The following is a 17,479-nucleotide window of genomic DNA, read 5'->3' as shown; positions in this document are numbered from 1 at the left end:
GCCGCCGGGGAGCCGCGGGAGCGGTCGGCGCCCTCCCGGATGGAGCGGCGGACCGCGCGCACGCAGCCCTCGCTCCAGAAGGTCCTGGTCGGTGTGGTCGCCGTGGTGCTGTTCGTCGGCGTGGTCGCGGGCGCCTGGATGATCGGGTCGAACTGGGCCTCCGACGGCGAGGAGCGGGCCACTCCCAGCGGCGGCGGCGGTGAGGGGTCCTCGAACGACGAGGTGGAGCTGAGCACGCTGGAGATCACCGGCGCCACCGGGTTCGACCCGCTCGGCGACGGCGACGAGCACTCGGAGAACGGCCCCAAGGCCTATGACAACGACCCTGCCACCGACTGGAGTTCCGAGGGCTACAAGGACCCCCTTCAGGACCTGAAGGGCGGCGTGGGCCTCCTTCTGGACCTGGGCTCCAGTCAGGAGGTCCGCGAGGTCGTCCTGCAGATGCCCGAAAGGGACTACGGCGTCGAGATCCGCGTCGGCGACGACAACGCGGTCAGCGACCAGGCGAGCCTGGACGCGAACCTGCCCGTCGCCACGACCGAGACGGTGGGCGGTTCCTCCACCGTCACCCTCGACGAGGCCGCCACCGGCCGGTACGTGCTGATCTGGTTCACCGAACTGCCCCAGGATGAGCACAACAGATGGCGTGGGACCATCAACGAGGTCGAGGTGCGCGGTCTCTGATGGACGCCAGAGGGATTGATCAGCGCTGATGGACGCGGCCCAGGAGCTCCCCGACCGGGAGCTGTTGACGAGGCACGCTCAGGGTGACGACCAGGCCTTCGCGGTCCTGGTGCGCCGGCACCGTGAGCGCCTTTGGGCTGTCGCCGTACGCATGATGGGTGACCCCGAGGAGGCCTCCGACGCCCTCCAGGACGCGTTCCTGTCCGCCTTCCGCGCGGCCGACCGCTTCCGCGGCGAGTCGCAGGTGACCANCGGATCGTGGTGAACGCCTGCCACGACCGGCTGCGCCGCAGGAAGGTGCGGCCCGCCACCCCCACCGAGGACGAGACCCTGGACGTCATGTCCAACGAGCGGCTGGGCCGCACGGGGGGCGGCCCGGACCACGCCTCCCAGACCGAGACCCGCATGGACGTCAACGCCGCGCTCGACCTGCTCCCCCTGGACCAGCGCATGGCGCTGACCCTGGTGGACATGCTCGGCTACCGGGTGGAGGAGGCCGCGCGTATCCTCGACGTGGCCTCGGGGACCGTCAAGAGCAGGTGTGCGCGAGGTCGCGCCAAACTTCTTCCCTCACTGGCGCATCTGAGGAACCCCCGACACCCCGGAGACGTCACAACTGGGAGAGGAGGTGCCAACCCATCGTGACGTCCCATCCAGACGTGGAGGCACTGGCCTTCTTCGCCGAGGAGCTCTTGGAGCCCGACGAGGAACGCACCGTCGCAACCCACATAGACACCTGCGCGATCTGCGCCGCGACCCTGGAGGAGCTGACCGGGGTCAGCGAGGCGTTGGCCGCCGCGCCGGCTCCCGAACTGCCCCGGGACGTCGCCGACCTCCTCGACCAGCGCGTCGCGGAGGCGGCGCGTGAGCGCGCCGCCCACACCTCCGACAACGACCGGGACGACCGGGAGGGAGCCGACGACGCTTCCACCACCGGCCGTCCGGTACCCCACGCCGCGGTCCCGGGAGGAGCCACGGTGACCCCCCTCCCGCGCAGGCGGAGGAAGGGCTCCGGCCGGGTCAACGTGCCCCGGCTGATGATGGTGGCCGCCGCGGCGGTCGTCATCGGCGGCGGTGGCGCGGCCGTGTTCGACGACGTGATGTCCGGCGGCCAGGGAAGTACGGGCGTCTCGGCACCGCTGCTGGAGGAGGGCGGCGGGGAGGCCGCCGAGCCCGAACCGCACATCGCGCAGTCCTACATGCCGCAGGTGGTGCGGAGCGAGACGGTCTACACCGAGGCGTCCCTGTCCGAGCAGGCCGCACGGACGCTCGACCTGGCCCCCGTGGGCGAGGCGGACGGCACCGAGCCCATGACCACCCTGGAGACCGCGCCCACCGGTATGCAGGAGTGCGTGTCGCGCCTCAGTGAGGAGCTCGGGACGCACTTCAGCCTGGTGGACGAGGCCCACTACGGCGACGAGGAGTCCCCCGCGTGGGTGCTGTTCTCCTCTCCCCCGGACGACCGGTACGAGGTGTACGTGGTCAGTCCGGCCTGTGCCCGGGGCGGCGACGCGGGGCGGAGCGTCCTCGCCCAGGAGACCGTCCGGTCCCCCTGATCCGCGGCCGTGCCCCCGTGTCGACACGTCGCCATGTCGGTTCGTGCCCAGGGCGCCCCGTCGACATGTCGACGCCTCACCGGCCGGGACGGACCAGGCCCGTCTCGTAGGCGACCACCACCAGGCCGACCCGGTCGCGGACCCCGAGCTTGGCCAGGAGGCGGCCCACGTGGGTGCGCGCGGTCGCCGGGCTCAGGTGCAGCTCGCCGCCGATCTCCTGGTTGGACATCCCCCGGCCGACCAGGGCCAGCACCTCACGCTCCCGGTCGGTCAGCACGTCCAGTCGGGCGGCGGCCTCCGGAGCGACCGAGGCGTCGGCGAGCCGTTCGATCACCCGGCGGGTGACCCCGGGCGAGAGCAGCGCCTCCCCCGCCGCGACCGTGCGCACCGCCTCCCTCAGTTCCCGGGGACCGGCGTCCTTGAGCAGGAAGCCGGAGGCGCCCAGGCGCAGCGCCGCGAACACGTTGTCGTCCTCGCCGAACGTGGTGAGGACCACCACCCTGGTGCTTCGGCGATCCGTCGACGTGTCGACACGTCCCCCTGACGACCTGTCGGCCCGGCGTTCCCACTCGCGGAGCACCGCGAGACCGTCCAGCCCCGGCATCTGGAGGTCGAGCAGGACCACGTCGGGGCGGTACCGGTCGATGTCCGCGAGCGCCTCGCGGCCGTCGCCCGACTCGGCCACCACCTCGATCTCCTCGTCCCGTTCCAGCAGCGCGCGCACCCCGGTGCGGACGAGGGGCTGGTCGTCGGCGAGCAGGACCCGGATCACCGGTCGTCCCCGATCGGCAGCCGCGCGCGCACCCCGAACCCGCCACCGGGCCGGGGAGCCGCCTCCACCGAGCCGCCGACCAGCCGCACCCGCTCCCGCATCCCCGCCAGCCCGCTGCCGGTCGGGGGACCCGCCCTCCCCGACGAGACGGCCCGCACGGCCGCTCCGTCGTCGGTCACCGTCACGTCGAGCACCCCGTCCCCTCTCGTGATGTCCACCCGCGCCCGGCGTGCGTGCGCGTGGCGCAGGGTGTTGGTCAACGCCTCCTGGACGATCCGGTAGGCGGTCGCGTCCACCATGCCCGGCACCTCCCCCGGCTCCGGAACGCCGGTCACCTCCACCTCCACCCCGGCCGCGCGGACGCTCACCACCAGTTCGTCCAGGTGCGCGAGGGAGGAGACCCGATCGTCGCCCGGGTCGGCGTCGCGCAGGGCGCGCACGGTGGCGCGCAGCTCGCTCAGGCCCGCACGGGAGGCCCGGGCGACGTGGTCCAGTTCGGCGCGCGCGACCGGCACGTCCGCCGGGTCGTCGCCCAGGGCCTCGACGGCCACCGCCGTGTGCAGGGACACCACGGACAGGTGGTGGCCGACGGCGTCGTGCAGGTCCCGGGCGATACGGGTGCGTTCGAGCGCCAGGCGTTCGGCCGCCTCGGACTCGCGTGCCTGTTCGTCCAGGGCCGCGATCCGCGCGCGCTGGTACTCGGCCCGGCGCCGCTGCCACTGCACGTGGCCCAGGGCGGTGGCCGCGCCCATGACCGCCACCGTGGTGGGCAGCTCGTACCCCAGCAGGTAGGCGGGGTCCTGTCCCTCCGACAGCCGGGCGACGGTGGAGACCAGGACCAGCGCGGCGGCCAGGCCGACGGACCACGGGGTGCGGCCCGCCTCCGCGGCCGAGTACAGCGCGGCGGCCACGGGGACCGCCAGGCCGATGACGGGCAGTTGGAGCATGTAGTTGGCGATGACCAGGACCGCGGTGACCAGCAGGACCGCGACCGGCCAGCGGCGCCGGACCAGCATGAGCGCGCCGAGCACGGCGGCCATCCCGTACCCCAGCGGCAGGTTCCCCGTGTCGCTGACGTCGGAGGCGACCGCGATCGCCACCACCGCGAAGACGGCGAACCCGAAGAGCGCGTCGACCACGACGCCTTGGCGGTCACTGGGCATGCGGCGATTCTACGGACGGGCGCCCCGCGAGGCACGGGACCGGGGGACCGCGCCGCTACGCGTCCGGACGTAGGCGGCGGGGTCCGAGGTGCGTAGCGGCCCGGAACCGTTACCGGACGCGCGGCCGGGTTCCGGGTTCCTAGCGTCGGAGGCGTTCCTTCCCCGGTGCTCGCACGCACCCCGAGTCCGTGAGGTACCCATGAACCGGCAGCAGCCGCCCCGTGCCGACGGCCCCTCCGCGGACGGGCCGTTCTCCGAGATCCCGTGGTCCCTGGTGCTGGGGCTCGGGGCGCTCGCCCTGACGCGCCCCCTGCTCGGCGTCACCGGTGTCACCGAGGCGCTGGACTGGTCGCCCTTCCTCCAACTGGGGACGACCGCCCTCATCACCGTCGCCTGGGTGACCGCCGTGGTGGTCGCCCACGTCCCGCGCCCCCTGCTCACCCTGGTGTACACGGGGCTGGCCTACGCCGTGTTCTCGGTCGTGCTGAGCGCGGTCCTGTCCCCGGTGATGCTCGGCGAACTCCGGGGGCCGCTCACCAACCCGTTCGGCCTCGTCTCCGTCCTGGCCCTGAACGCCCTCTGGGGGCTCGTGGCGGGCGCGATCGCCCTGGCGGTACGGTCGGCCCTCGACGGCGGCCGGAGGGGCGTCTGAGGCGCGCCTGGGCGCATGAACACGGAAAGCGCTGCTCCGCATGCGCCCCTTGAGGGTGGTAGTCCGCTCTGGCGCGGAGCGCCCCCGGCGGGCGATGGCGGGCGGCGGGCGGGAGGAGCGGAGGCCCAAAGGAAACACAGCCGGGGCACGGAGTGGCAAACCCCTCCCGGCGCCCTCCCGCCGCGTCCCCGTCCGGAGGACCGTCGCGATCGCACGGAACCGCCCCGGGACAGGCGGTTCCGTATACCCCACCCCCGTAACCTGGGGGGATGTCCCACTGGGAATGCCCGGCGCCTACCATCGGTTGTGCTAACCATCTTCCCCTGAGGTCACACCCCGTGGCCAGGGCAGTGACTGTGTGAAGGGCCAATGAGCGTGAGTGACGTCCGCAATGTCATCATCATCGGTTCCGGACCGGCGGGGTACACCGCCGCCGTGTACGCCGGCCGTGCCGAGCTGCGGCCCCTGGTGTTCGAGGGATCCATCACCGCCGGCGGCGCTCTGATGAACACCACCGAGGTCGAGAACTTCCCCGGTTTCCCCGACGGCATCATGGGGCCCGACCTCATGATGGATCACATGCGCAAGCAGGCGGAGCGGTTCGGCGCCGAGCTGGTGCCCGAGGACGTCACCGCCGTGGACCTGACCAAGCCCGTCAAGGAGGTCGTCGCGGGCGGCGAGACCTTCCTCGCCCACACGGTCATCCTCGCCACCGGCTCCGGCTACCGCGAGCTGGGCGTGCCCGGCGAGAAGGAGCTGTCCGGGCGCGGCACCTCCTGGTGCGCCACCTGCGACGGCTTCTTCTTCCGCGACCAGGACATCGCGGTGGTCGGCGGCGGCGACACCGCCATGGAGGAGGCCCTGTTCCTCACCCGCTTCGCCAGGTCGGTCACCGTGATCCACCGCCGCGACCAGCTGCGCGCCAGCCGCATCATGGCCGAGCGCGCGCACGCCAACGAGAAGATCACCTTCCTCTGGAACTCGGAGGTCACCAGGGTCCTGGGCGAGGAGCGCGTCACCGGCCTGAGCGTCCTCGACAACCAGACCGGCGAGACCAGCACCCTGGACGTGACCGGGCTGTTCGTCGCGATCGGCCACGACCCGCGCGTCGAGCTGTTCGACAAGCAGATCGAGCTCGACGAGGAGGGTTACGTCAAGGTGGACTCCCCGTCCACCCGGACCAACCTGGAGGGCGTCTTCGCGGCGGGCGACGTGGTCGACCACCAGTNCCCCCGCCGCGGGCACCGGCTGCGCCGCCTCCCTGGACGCCGAGCGCTACCTCGCCGCGCTCGGCAACTGACGGCGGGGAGGACGGTCCTCCGGGCCGCCCGTCCCCACCCCGAACCTCTCCCACCCGCCCCGGTTACACGGAACCAAGGAGAACCATGTCCACCGTCAAGCACGTCACCGACGCCACCTTCAAGGAGGAGGTCCTCGCCAGCGACAAGCCCGTCCTGGTGGACTTCTGGGCCGACTGGTGCGGCCCGTGCAAGCAGATGGCCCCGGTCCTGGACAAGCTGGCCGAGGAGTACGGCGACAAGATCGAGGTCGTCAAGCTCAACACCGACCAGAACCCCGAGACCCCGCGTTCGTACAACGTGATGTCCCTGCCGACGATGAACGTCTACAAGGGCGGCGAGGTCGTCAAGCAGATCATCGGCGCCAAGCCCAAGCGCGTCCTGGAGAAGGACCTGGCGGAGTTCCTGTAACTCCCCGCACCGCGCAGCACGAAGGCCCCCGGGTTCCTCCGGGGGCCTTCGTCGTTCTCCGCGGCGGTGAGTCGGTGTTTCACGTGAAACACGACCGCCGCACCGGTCAGGAACCGCCGGTGTCCATCTGGCCGATGATGCGCTCCAGGTCCTCCATCGTCGCGAACTCCACGACGATCCTGCCCTTCTTCTTGCCGATGTCGACCTTCACGGTGGTGTCCAGCCGGTCGGAGAGGCGGGTCGCCCACTCCTCCACCTGGGGCGGGTTGTCGGTCCGCACCGGGGCGCGACGGGGCTTGGGAGCGTCATCGTCGGACTCCTCGCGGAGCGCGACGATCTCCTCCAGGGAACGGACCGAGAGTCCCTCCTGGATCACGCGCGCGGCCATCCGGTCCTGGCGGTCGGGGTCCTCCACACCCAGCAACGCCCGCGCGTGTCCGGCGCTGAGCACACCGGCGGCCACGCGGGTCTGCACTTTCGGCGTCAGGTTGAGCAGCCGCAGGGTGTTGGTGATGTGCGACCGGGAACGGCCGATCCGCTGGGCCAGCTCCCCGTGGGTGGCGCCGAAGTCGTCCAGCAGCTGCTGGTACGCCGCCGCCTCCTCCAGCGGGTTGAGCTCCTGCCGGTGCAGATTCTCCAGGAGGGCGTCGCGGAGCAGTTCGTCGTCACTGGTCTGCCGGACGATCGCGGGGATCCGGTCGAGACCGGCCTCCTTGCTCGCCCGCCACCGGCGCTCGCCCATGATGAGCTCGTAGCCGGACTCCCCCGTGAGCCTGCGCACGACGACGGGCTGGAGCAGACCGACCTCGCTGATCGAGTCCCGGAGTTCCTCCAGGGCCTGGTCGTCGAAGTGGTGCCGCGGCTGGCGGGGGTTCGGGGTGATCGCGCCGAGCTCGATCTCCTCCAGGTACGTTCCGTCCGGCAGGGGCGTCGGCCCCTCCTGTGCGGAACCGGGCGTGATCTCCTCCACGTCCTCGGAGTGCGCGGAGTCCGAGGGCCCCTGTGTGATGAGTGCCCCCAGTCCCCTGCCCAGTCCGCGCCGCTGCTGGCTCACCGGCAACTCCCTTCACACTCCCTCACAGACTCTGCCCGGCGCTGCCCGCCGGACCCTTGGCTCCCCGGTGGGCCATCTCCCGGGCGGCCTCCAGGTAGGCCACCGCACCGGTGGACCCGGGATCGTAGGTCATCACCGACTGGCCGTAGCTGGGTGCCTCGGACACCCGGACGCTCCGGGGGATCAGCGTCTCCAGGACGGTCTCGCCGAAGTGCGAGCGCACCTCGTCGGCCACCTGCTGCGAGAGCCGGGTCCGGCCGTCGTACATCGTCAGCAGGATGGTGCTGATCGCCAGTCCCGGGTTGAGGTGGGACTGGACGAGCTTCACGTTGCGGAGGAGCTGACTGAGTCCCTCCAGGGCGTAGTACTCGCACTGGATGGGGATCATGACCTCGTCGCACGCCACCATCGCGTTGACCGTGAGCAGGCCGAGCGAGGGCGGGCAGTCGATGAGGATGTAGTCCAGGTCCGAGGTGTCGTAGGCGGCGAAGGCCCGCTTGAGCCGGGCCTCCCGCGCGACGAGCGAGACCAGCTCGATCTCGGCGCCCGCCAGGTCGATGGTGGCCGGAGCACACCACAGGTTGGGGATGTCCGGGACCGGCTGGGCGAGTTTGCGGATCTCCTCGTCCTCCACCAGGCAGTGGTAGATGGACCGGGTCTGGCCGTCGCGTTCCATGCCGAGGGCGGTGGACGCGTTGCCCTGCGGGTCCAGGTCGACCACGAGGACGCGCTGACCGTGCATCGCCAGGGCGGCGGCGATGTTGACCGTCGTGGTGGTCTTGCCGACGCCGCCCTTCTGGTTGGCGACGCTGATCACCCGGCAGGCTCCGGGACGGGGCCAGGCGTCGTCGTGCCCGCGAACCGTCATGGCCGCGCGGGCCGCGCGTGCGAGCGGGGTGTCGGGGACTCCGTGGTCACCTTGGGGCGACGTTTCACGTGAAACATCGAGCAGGTCTCCATAGGCGCCCCCGGATGTTTCACGTGAAACACCGGCGTTGTCGGATGGGTTCTGGGGCACGAAGAAGTTCACCTCTTCCGTCCGCGCTTCTTCTTGCCGCCCCGCGCCTTCTTCTGGGATCCCGCTGACGGGGGCGGACCACCGTCGGATGTCACCGTGACGCGAACGACCGTGGTAGCGGGATCGACTTTACCCCGCCCCACCCGGATCACATCGCTAACGCTGGGCCGCAGTTTCGAAACGTCTTGCTCCGCGGCGGCCAGTTCGGCCTCCGCCTGTTCCCCCTTGAGCGCCAACAGGCTCCCGTTCCTGCGCAGCAGGGGGAGGGACCACCCGGCGAGGCGACCCAGGGGTGCGACCGCGCGGGCGGTGACGAAGTCGGTGTACAGGTCGCCGTGCGCCTCCTCCGCCCGGCCGCGCCGCACCTCCACGTTGGGCAGCTCCAGGAGGTCGACCACCTCGTTGAGGAAGACCGTTCTGCGCAGGAGGGGTTCCAGCAGGGTCATCCGGATGTCGGGGCGCAGCAGGCCGAGCACGATGCCGGGCAGTCCGGCCCCCGATCCGATGTCCACCACCTCCGCCCCCTCGGGAAGCAGCTCCTCGACGACGGCGCAGTTGATGAGGTGTCGCTCCCACAGGCGGGGGACCTCACGCGGACCGATGAGCCCCCGCCGCACTCCGTCGTCGGCGAGGAGTTCGGCGTAGCGCCGCGCCTTCGGCAGGGAGTCCCCGAAGACGTCCTCCGCCTCCTCGGGTGGGGAGGGGAGCGTGGAGCCGGACTCCTCAGAGCCCGAGGGGTCACCACCTGTGAACTCGTTCATCATCACTTCCATGCTCGGTTCGCCAAGCGGTGCAACGCGGTTGGCGGGGGAAAGACCCTCTCTGATCCTACGCGCGGGGTACACCGAAGGTTTCACGTGAAACGTGCCCGCCTCCGTGTTCCGCCTCCCCCGCGCGGAGGCCCGACGCGCCGCGCGGCGACCGAAGAACACTTGTCGACACGGCCACATGTCGGTTCGACCACCCCGGCGGCGTGTTTCACGTGAAACGCGGACACAGAGAAGGGGCGGTGTTTCACGTGAAACACCGCCCCGGAGACCTGCGTTCTAGGACGCGGGGTGCACCACCACGTAGCGGTTGGGCTCCTCGCCCTCGGACTCACTGCTCAGGCCGGCCGCCGCCACCGCGTCGTGCACGACCTTGCGCTCGAAGGGGGTCATCGGCTCCAGCGGGTGGATCTCGCCGCTCTCCTTGACCTTGTTGGCGGCGTCGGTGCCGACCTGGAAGAGCGCCTTGCGGCGCCCCTCGCGGTACCCGCCGATGTCGAGCATCAGACGGCTGCGCTCGCCGGTCGCCCGGTGCACCGCCAGGCGGGTCAGCTCCTGGAGGGCCTCCAGGACCTCCCCCCGGTCACCGATCAACTCGTCGAGGGTGGCGCCGACGACGGAGACCATCGCCCGGTCGCCCTCGACGTCCATGTCGATGTCGCCGTCGAAGTCCGCGATGTCGAGGAGTCCCTCGATGTAGTCCGCGGCGATGTCGCCCTCGTTCTCCAGGGCCTCGATGTCGATTCCGGCCTCAGGCGCCTCAGCCACCGCTACTCCACCGCTCTCTTCCTCGCTACTTGCCACAGCGATCCCGTCTCCTCATCCTTCACGCCCTGGCCGCCGTACGCCTCAGGGGCAGTGTCGCCTGCGCACTCGCAGCGCCTCCGCAGCCCGGAACTAGCGTGAACCGCCACCGGTGCGCTTGGAGCGCGGCTGCTTCTTCGGCTGCTTGCGTTCGATCTTAGGCTGTTCCTTCGGCTCAGGAGCGGATTCCGCGGCCTTCTTTCGGCTGAGCATGCCCTTGGCGGAACCGTTGGCCGAGGCGCCGTTCGCGGTCTTGGCGTCCTCCTGGCCGGGAGCCGGCTGGTTGCGGTAGAGGAAGTGCTGCTGCCCCATGGTCCAGACGTTGGAGGTGACCCAGTAGACCAGCACACCCACGGGCATCATGAGACCGAAGAGCCCGAAGAGGGGCGCCATGTACATCATGATCTTCTGGGTCTGCATCATGGGGTTGTCGGGCATCTGCGAGACGCTGCGCTTCATGCTCTGGCGCATGGTGAGGAACGTCGTCATACCCATGATCACGCAGGCGAGGGCGATGATGACCTTCGCCATGATCGGGTCGCTGGCCCCCAGGGCGGTGAGCTCCTCGGGGGAGCTGTTGAACTGGGCCGCGACGGGCGCCTCGAAGATCAGCGCGGCACGGGCGCTCTCGACCAGCTCCGGGGTGAAGCCGTACTGCGCGTTGCCCTCGGCGACGCTGCGCAGCACGCTGAAGAGCGCGAAGAAGACCGGCATCTGCAGGAGGAGCGGAAGGCAACCCATGATGGGGTTGGTACCGCTCTCCTGGTAGAGCTTCATGGACTCCCGCTGCAAGCGCTCCTTGTCGTGCTTGTAGCGCTCGCGGAGCTTCATGATCTTGGGCTGGATGTCCTGCATCTTGCGCTGCGTGTTCATCTGCTTGACGAACAGCGGCACCAACAGGAGCCGCATCAGCACGGTGAGCAGGATGATCGACAGGCCCCAGGCCCAGCCGCTGTCTGTGTCGAGGCCGATGAGTGTCAGACCCGAGTGGATCTTGACCAAGATCCAGCCGACGATGTTGTAAAGCCAGTCCAGCACCGGCCAACTCCTATGTGATTCGGTTCAGCTACTGGTCCCCGGAAGCAGTTCCGGTGTGACCGGCTCCGCCCGCAGACTCCTCGGACTCCCCGCTCCGGCGCCCCCTGGGCGGCGGAACCGGATCTAGCCCTCCCGGATTGAAGGGGTGGCAGCGGGCGATACGCCGGATGCCCAGCCACAACCCGTACAGGGCTCCGTGCACACGCAGCGCCTCGACGGCGTACGCGCTGCACGAGGGGTAGAAACGGCAGACCGGGGGGAAGAGAGGGCTGATGAAGCGCTGGTAGCCCCGAATGGGCAGGATCAACACGCGCGCGAACACCGTCGGTCCGTGCTCGGTCATCGGCCTCACCGCTCTCCGCCCGTGTCCGGGCGTCGGTCCCCTGATGTCTCGCGCCCCGCGGGTTCCACCGCCGGGGGCCGCGGTCGACCACGGCCGGACCGGCGGCGCGACGACGTCCCACGGGGACGCATCGCCGCGGCGATCGCGCTGTCGAGTTGTGCGGCCAGCTCCTCGTGCCCCGCGGTGGCGGCGGCGGGCCTGGCACGCACTACCAGCAGGCTACCGTTTGGCAGAACAGCCAACCGGGGGCGCATCAGGTGGCGCAACCTGCGCTGCACGCGCTTGCGCACCACCGCTCCCCCGACCGCCTTGCTGACCACGAACCCCACCCGGGGCGGGTCGGCGTCCTCGGCCCCGGAGGGCGGCGCGAGGTAGACCAGGCCAAGGGAGTCCCGGGACGCCCGCCGTCCCGAGCGCATGACGGAGCCGAACTCGGCACTGTGGCGCATCCGGTTCCTCGGCGACAGCATCGGCTTCCTTCGGCCCTTCTCCCACGACAAAGGGACCGGCCGGCGAGAAGGCCGGATCCGGTCCCGAAGAACTTGGGGCTGAGCGTGGCCTAGTGGCTCACGGTCAGCGCCGCGCGTCCCTTGCGGCGACGCGAGGCGATGATGGCGCGACCGGCGCGCGTACGCATGCGCAGCCGGAAGCCGTGGACCTTCGCGCGACGCCGGTTGTTCGGCTGGTACGTACGCTTGCTCACTACTGGCTCCAGGGGCGTGTCAGGATAAGTACTACGACAGACCCCCAGGATATGCGGGGCCTCAGGGTGCGTGGACCGTGGCCGCGCCTCCGTGTCGGCACGGGCGCAGGCAGATCAACGGCATAAGCATAAAGAAGATACGGCCATGCCCGCTCGGGGTCAAATCGGGCCGGGGACACGGGTCCCGCCACGGCCCCGGGCGCCCGCCGGCACGCCGGCCGGATCGACATCTCCACAAGTCGACCCCGCCCCCTCCCCGTCTCCGTGGACAACTCGTTGTCCACAGGCGTGTGAGACTTCCACATCCCCCGGTGTCTGTGGATAACCTCAGCCTGTGGATAACTTGTCCCCAGCGCCCACCGGCGCCCCTCCGACTGCGGGATCGGTCTTCTTGCGCACCTTCTGACCAGCAGTTTGTGGATAACTCTGCGCTGTGCACGAAGATCTGCCATCCTGTGGACAACCCTGTGGAAAACCTGTGGACAACGCCCTGAAGCTGTGGATATCCGGGGTTGCCCACAGGTACGACCGCTTCGGCGGCGTGAAGTTATCCACAGGCACATAACGCCCAGAAACCCCGATTCCGACCCGCTCGCCCGACCCGGCACACCGTGGGAGGGAGGACAATGGGGAGTCGCTCCCCGCGAGCGCACCACCGACCGACGCGCCACGGACTTCACCGTGGCCTCCATCGTGCCCTCCCGCTCACTCCGCACCGCACAGATCCGCACCGAAGGGACAGCACCCATGGCAGGTCGCCTTGTCTGACGCACAGGTCAACCTCGCAATGGTCTGGTCCAGCGTGCTGGACGGGATCGACAACGACTCCCTTCCCGCGCACCAGCGCGCGTGGCTGCCGCAGACCCGTCCGCTGGGCCTGATCGAGGACACCGCACTGATCGCGGCGCCCAACGAGTTCACCAAGAAGGTGCTGGAGACACGCCTGTACCCGGCGATCAGCAAGGCGCTCTCCGCGCACCTGGGCCGGGAGATCCGGGTCGCGGTGACGGTCGACCCCACCGCGGTTCCGACCCCGCCGCCCACTCCGACGCCTCCCGTCTCCTCCGCCCCGCAGGCCCCGACGCAGCGGTCCGTGGAGGAGCACGCCACACCCGCCTTCTCCCCCGCCGTGCCGGGGACCACGCCCCCGCCCAAGGGAGCCCACGGGTCCTCCCCGGAGGCCGCGCGGAACGCCCCCCGGGGCCAGCACGCGCGACCGGCCGCCTCCGACGAGGAACCGCCCACCGCGCGCACCGACGGCCCGGCGGCGCCGGAGCAGGCCGACCTGCTGGACACGCCCTCCCCCACCGAGGAGGAGCCGCACACGGTCCGCGACGCGCCCGCGCCCTGGGTCCAGCAGACCTTCGCCTCCCCGCAGGAGACCCCCACGGCTCCTCCGCTGTGGGAGCAGCCCTCCGCGCGGGAAACGCGGCAGGAGGCCGCCTCGTGGGAGCAGCAGGCCTGGACCGACCCGGAGTGGGAGCGTCCCAACCGCTGGGAGACCCCGCAGGAGGACGTACCGGTGCCCTCCGCCGGGGCCGGGGAGGCCGCCGGTGAGGGGAGCTCGGCCGAAGGGACGCCCGCGGAACAGGTCGAGGCCGCCGAGCCGCCCGGTGAGGGCGAGGCCGAGCCCGACGCCCCGTACTCTCCCCCCGGGCGCTCGCAGGAGGCCCCTCCCGGCGAGCACGCGCGGCTGAACCCGAAGTACACCTTCGACACCTTCGTCATCGGTTCCAGCAACCGGTTCGCGCACGCGGCGTCGGTGGCCGCCGCCGAGGCCCCGGCCAAGGCCTACAACCCGCTGTTCATCCACGGCGGCTCCGGGCTGGGCAAGACCCATCTGCTGCACGCCATCGGGCACTACACGCACCGCCTCTACGAGGGCTCGCGGGTGCGGTACGTCAGCTCCGAGGAGTTCACCAACGAGTTCATCAACTCGATCCGGGACGGCAAGGCGGACGGGTTCCGCCGCCGCTACCGGGACATCGACGTGCTCCTGGTGGACGACATCCAGTTCCTGGAGAACAAGGAGCAGACGCAGGAGGAGTTCTTCCACACCTTCAACACGCTGCACAACTCCGACAAGCAGATCGTCATCTCCAGCGACCGGCCGCCCAAACAGCTGACCACGCTGGAGGACCGGATGCGCAGCCGGTTCGAGTGGGGCCTGCTCACCGACGTCCAGCCGCCCGAGTTGGAGACCCGGATCGCCATCCTGCGCAAGAAGGCCGCGCAGGAGGGTCTGGCGGCCCCGCCCGAGGTGCTGGAGTTCATCGCGAGCAAGATCTCCACGAACATCCGCGAGCTGGAGGGCGCGCTGATCCGCGTGACCGCCTTCGCCAGCCTGAACCGGCAGTCGGTGGACCTGGAGCTGACCAGCCAGGTGCTGCGCGACCTGGTGCCCAGCACCGAGGTGCCCGAGGTCACGGCGGGGGCCATCATGTCCCAGACGGCCGCCTACTTCGGGCTGACGGTCGAGGACCTGTGCGGGAGCTCCCGTTCCCGGGTCCTGGTGACCGCCCGGCAGATCGCCATGTACCTGTGCCGCGAGCTGACCGAGCTGTCCCTGCCCAAGATCGGCCAGCAGTTCGGCCGTGACCACACCACGGTGATGCACGCCGACCGCAAGGTGCGCGGTCTGATGGCCGAGCGCCGGTCCATCTACAACCAGGTGCACGAGCTCACCAGCCGGATCAAGGACCAGCCCTCGCTGAACTGATCCACAGGCTGTGCACGTGGAGGCGGCCTCCCCAGGGGAGGCCGCCTCCACGTGTCCCGGGTCCTGGTGGTGGCCCCCCCGGGGGCGACGCGCGTGCGGATCCGTGACCCGAACACCGCGGGCCCGGGAAACCACCGCCGAACGGGCCGCGCACTCCCGACTCACGCGGCGGGGACGACGGGACGCTCGCCGCGCCCGGGAGGACGGAGCGAAGGTGGACCCGGCGACGAAGGTGGACCCGGTGACATGTCGTCCTGTGGAGAAGTACGCCTGTCGACTCGTCCACAAGGCGACACGCAGGTTATCCACAGGCTCTACACACCCCGGGCCGAGTTATCCACAGGCTTGTGCGTGCGAACGACCGCCTCTGGAGGGGTTCGCCGCCCCTGTGGTCGTCCGGGACCGTTCGTGCTCGGCACGCACCGTTTCCCCCGGTTTCCCGTGGCTCCCGGCCAGCTGTTGCCCTTCCCACATCCTCGCTGGACACGACCGTGTCAATGGTCGGTGCGCAGAACGCGGGACCATCTTGTGGACAACCCTGTGCACAGACTCTTTGTCCAGGTTCGCGAGGTCTGTGGAGGAGGCCAGAAAAAAATTTTGGCGCTCTCTCGCCGAAGTTATCCACAGGAGAGGGGTCAAATCTGTGGACAACCCTGTGGACAACCTGTGGAAAACCGCTCCGAGGCTGTGGGTAACTCCCCCTCCCCCTGTGGACAAGACAGCACCTCATCCCATGACCAAACCACGGGCTGTTGTGGACAACCTGGGGACAACCTGTGGACGAAGCTGTGGACAGAGTGTGGAAAACCTGTGGGCGCCTCTGTTCGTCCACAGGCGGGCGGAGTTACCCACAGGGTTACCCACAGGGCCTGTGGACAAAATTTCCCGCACTGACCTGCGGAAACAAGGGTTATCCACATTATCCACAGGCCCTACTACTACGACGCACCTTCAGTAACCAAGATGTGGCTTCACAACCGCTCCGCGGAAAATCTGTGGACAACTCGCCGAGTCCGGTGCGACGACGGCCCGGTGCTGAGCTGTCAGCGGCAGCGGATGAATCCGGGTAACGTGTGGTCTCGCCCCTGTCCTCCGCCGCCCGGGTCCGAGCGGTGGCCCCTACGGGACCCGAGGCAGCTCCCGGCGGCACCGGACGCCCGCTCGACCGGCGCGACGTCCACAGCCCTGTTGACGGAGCCCTCGGCAGACCCACAGATCCACGAGCTGCAACGTTGAGGCTTCGACCGGTACCCCGGTCGTGCGGAAAGTGAGTCGGAAAGTGAAGTTCCGGGTCGAACGCGACGTACTGGCCGAGGCTGTCGCCTGGACCGCGCGCACACTCCCGACGCGCCCCTCGGTCCCGGTGCTGGTGGGCATCCTGCTGGAGGCCGGTGAGTTCGACGGCCGTCAGCAGCTGCGCCTGTCCGGCTTCGACTACGAGGTCTCCACCCAGGCCGCGGTGGACGTCGAGGTCGAGGAGGCCGGCACGGTCCTGGTCACCGGCAAGCTCCTGGCCGAGATCACCCGCAACCTCCCAGCACAGCCCGTGGAGATCTCCACCGACGGGCCCAAGGTCGTCGTCACCGGCGGCAGCGCGAAGTTCACCCTGACCACCATGCCGGTGGAGGACTACCCCACGCTCCCGGAGATGCCCGGTGTGAGCGGGACCGTCGGCAGCGACGCCTTCGCCGCCGCGGTCAGCCAGGTGGCCGTCGCCGCCGGACGCGACGACACCCTGCCGATGCTCACGGGTGTGCGCGTCGAGATCGAGGGCGAGACCATCACGCTCGCCTCCACCGACCGCTACCGCCTGGCCGTGCGCGAGCTCACCTGGAAGCCGGAGAACCCCGAGCTGTCCGCGGTCGCGCTGGTCCCGGCCAAGACCCTCAACGACACCGCCAAGTCGCTCACCTCGGGTGCCGAGGTCTCGATCGCGCTCTCGGGCAGCGACTCCGGCGAGGGCATGATCGGCTTCGAGGGCGGCGGCCGCCGCACCACGACCCGCCTGCTCGACGGCGAGTTCCCCAAGTACCGCGCGCTGCTGCCGGACACCTTCAACACCGTCGCCGAGGTCAGCCGCTCCGAGTTCGTCGAGGCGGTCAAGCGCGTCTCGCTGGTCGCCGAGCGCAACACCCCGCTGCGGCTGTCCTTCACCCAGGGCCAGCTGGTCCTGGAGGCCGGTACCGGCGAGGAGGCCCAGGCGGTCGAGGTCCTGGAGGCCGACCTGGACGGCGACGACATCCAGATCGCCTTCAACTCCGGCTTCCTCCTGGACGGGCTCGGCGCCATCGGCACCGACGTCGCCCGCATGAACTTCACGACCTCGACCAAGCCGTCGATCCTCACCGGCAAGCCCCCGGAGGAGGGGGCCTCCCCCGAGTACCGCTACCTGATCATGCCGGTGCGTCAGCCGGGCTGATCCGCGGCCGGTCCGATTGACTGGCACCTGCCGGATCCGGTCCGCGAGCCGGACCGACCGATGTCCATCCACAGGCGG

At 70.2% G+C, this 17,479-nt stretch carries 15 protein-coding genes and 3 pseudogenes; 8 read left to right on the top strand and 10 right to left on the bottom strand.

Going from position 1 to position 17,479, the window contains the following annotated elements; all coding sequences use genetic code 11:
• From D455_RS0108215 to D455_RS0108205, 3 genes and pseudogenes are all read left to right on the top strand, one after another.
• Nucleotides 1-684, top strand: a pseudogene (locus D455_RS0108215) (hypothetical protein); the annotation flags it as partial.
• Nucleotides 685-712: 28 nt separating this feature from the next.
• Nucleotides 713-1,329: pseudogene (gene sigM / locus D455_RS29700) on the top strand (RNA polymerase sigma factor SigM).
• Nucleotides 1,326-2,240 carry a hypothetical protein gene (locus tag D455_RS0108205; RefSeq protein ID WP_026122435.1) on the top strand — a complete coding sequence of 305 codons (915 nt, stop codon included), beginning with the start codon at nucleotides 1,326-1,328 and terminating at the stop codon, nucleotides 2,238-2,240. The pseudogene sigM and the gene D455_RS0108205 overlap by 4 nt, the downstream one beginning before the upstream one ends.
• A 76-nt stretch (nucleotides 2,241-2,316) precedes the next feature.
• On the opposite strand, the gene D455_RS0108200 is transcribed toward D455_RS0108205, so the two are convergent.
• A complete protein-coding gene (locus D455_RS0108200) occupies nucleotides 2,317-3,012 on the bottom strand; it encodes a response regulator (protein WP_017570258.1) in 696 nt (231 codons plus the stop codon).
• The gene (locus D455_RS0108195; protein ID WP_017570257.1) at nucleotides 3,009-4,175 is read right to left on the bottom strand and encodes a sensor histidine kinase; all 1,167 of its coding nucleotides are present in this window, start codon (nucleotides 4,173-4,175) and stop codon (nucleotides 3,009-3,011) included. The genes D455_RS0108200 and D455_RS0108195 overlap by 4 nt, the downstream gene beginning before the upstream one ends.
• 199 nt (nucleotides 4,176-4,374) lie before the next feature.
• Here D455_RS0108195 and D455_RS0108190 point away from each other — a divergent pair, with 199 nt between their 5' ends.
• The 3 genes and pseudogenes from D455_RS0108190 (at nucleotide 4,375) to trxA (ending at nucleotide 6,536) form a co-directional block, all read left to right on the top strand.
• Nucleotides 4,375-4,827, top strand: a complete 453-nt coding sequence (locus D455_RS0108190) for a hypothetical protein (protein WP_017570256.1) — start codon at nucleotides 4,375-4,377, stop codon at nucleotides 4,825-4,827.
• Between the two features lie 375 nt (nucleotides 4,828-5,202).
• Nucleotides 5,203-6,127, top strand: a pseudogene (trxB, locus tag D455_RS32630) (thioredoxin-disulfide reductase).
• Between the two features lie 85 nt (nucleotides 6,128-6,212).
• Entirely contained in the window at nucleotides 6,213-6,536 is a 324-nt protein-coding gene (trxA, locus tag D455_RS0108175; RefSeq protein ID WP_026122433.1) for a thioredoxin, read from the top strand.
• A gap of 106 nt (nucleotides 6,537-6,642) precedes the next feature.
• On the opposite strand, the gene D455_RS0108170 is transcribed toward trxA, so the two are convergent.
• From D455_RS0108170 to rpmH, 8 genes are all read right to left on the bottom strand, one after another.
• The gene (locus D455_RS0108170) at nucleotides 6,643-7,590 is read right to left on the bottom strand and encodes a ParB/RepB/Spo0J family partition protein (protein WP_017570254.1); all 948 of its coding nucleotides are present in this window, start codon (nucleotides 7,588-7,590) and stop codon (nucleotides 6,643-6,645) included.
• Nucleotides 7,591-7,612: 22 nt separating this feature from the next.
• Nucleotides 7,613-8,458 (bottom strand): ParA family protein, encoded by an 846-nt coding sequence (locus D455_RS29695; protein ID WP_051064599.1) that lies wholly within the window; start codon nucleotides 8,456-8,458, stop codon nucleotides 7,613-7,615.
• A gap of 158 nt (nucleotides 8,459-8,616) precedes the next feature.
• A complete protein-coding gene (gene rsmG / locus D455_RS0108160; RefSeq protein WP_017570252.1) occupies nucleotides 8,617-9,372 on the bottom strand; it encodes a 16S rRNA (guanine(527)-N(7))-methyltransferase RsmG in 756 nt (251 codons plus the stop codon).
• A 282-nt stretch (nucleotides 9,373-9,654) separates the two neighbouring features.
• The gene (locus tag D455_RS0108155; protein ID WP_017570251.1) at nucleotides 9,655-10,143 is read right to left on the bottom strand and encodes a Jag family protein; all 489 of its coding nucleotides are present in this window, start codon (nucleotides 10,141-10,143) and stop codon (nucleotides 9,655-9,657) included.
• A 129-nt stretch (nucleotides 10,144-10,272) separates the two neighbouring features.
• The gene (gene yidC, locus D455_RS0108150; RefSeq protein WP_017570250.1) at nucleotides 10,273-11,217 is read right to left on the bottom strand and encodes a membrane protein insertase YidC; all 945 of its coding nucleotides are present in this window, start codon (nucleotides 11,215-11,217) and stop codon (nucleotides 10,273-10,275) included.
• A 28-nt stretch (nucleotides 11,218-11,245) separates the two neighbouring features.
• On the bottom strand, nucleotides 11,246-11,560 hold the full coding sequence (gene yidD / locus D455_RS0108145) for a membrane protein insertion efficiency factor YidD (protein WP_017570249.1): 315 nt from the start codon (nucleotides 11,558-11,560) through the stop codon (nucleotides 11,246-11,248).
• 5 nt (nucleotides 11,561-11,565) lie between these two features.
• Nucleotides 11,566-12,030: a ribonuclease P protein component gene (gene rnpA, locus D455_RS0108140; protein WP_017570248.1), complete on the bottom strand. Its 465-nt coding sequence runs from the start codon at nucleotides 12,028-12,030 to the stop codon at nucleotides 11,566-11,568.
• A gap of 89 nt (nucleotides 12,031-12,119) precedes the next feature.
• Nucleotides 12,120-12,263, bottom strand: a complete 144-nt coding sequence (gene rpmH / locus D455_RS0108135) for a 50S ribosomal protein L34 (protein ID WP_013155858.1) — start codon at nucleotides 12,261-12,263, stop codon at nucleotides 12,120-12,122.
• A gap of 787 nt (nucleotides 12,264-13,050) precedes the next feature.
• Between rpmH and dnaA the strand changes: the two genes are divergently transcribed.
• Both dnaA and dnaN read left to right on the top strand, forming a co-directional pair.
• A complete protein-coding gene (dnaA, locus tag D455_RS0108130; RefSeq protein WP_017570247.1) occupies nucleotides 13,051-14,982 on the top strand; it encodes a chromosomal replication initiator protein DnaA in 1,932 nt (643 codons plus the stop codon).
• A 1,279-nt stretch (nucleotides 14,983-16,261) separates the two neighbouring features.
• A complete protein-coding gene (gene dnaN, locus D455_RS0108125; protein WP_017570246.1) occupies nucleotides 16,262-17,401 on the top strand; it encodes a DNA polymerase III subunit beta in 1,140 nt (379 codons plus the stop codon).
• Nucleotides 17,402-17,479: the final 78 nt, after the last annotated feature.

The organism is Nocardiopsis halotolerans DSM 44410 (assembly GCF_000341065.1).
Classification (GTDB): domain Bacteria; phylum Actinomycetota; class Actinomycetes; order Streptosporangiales; family Streptosporangiaceae; genus Nocardiopsis; species Nocardiopsis halotolerans.
Note: the sequence above shows the minus strand (reverse complement) of the source record. Positions and strands in the feature narration are given on the sequence as shown.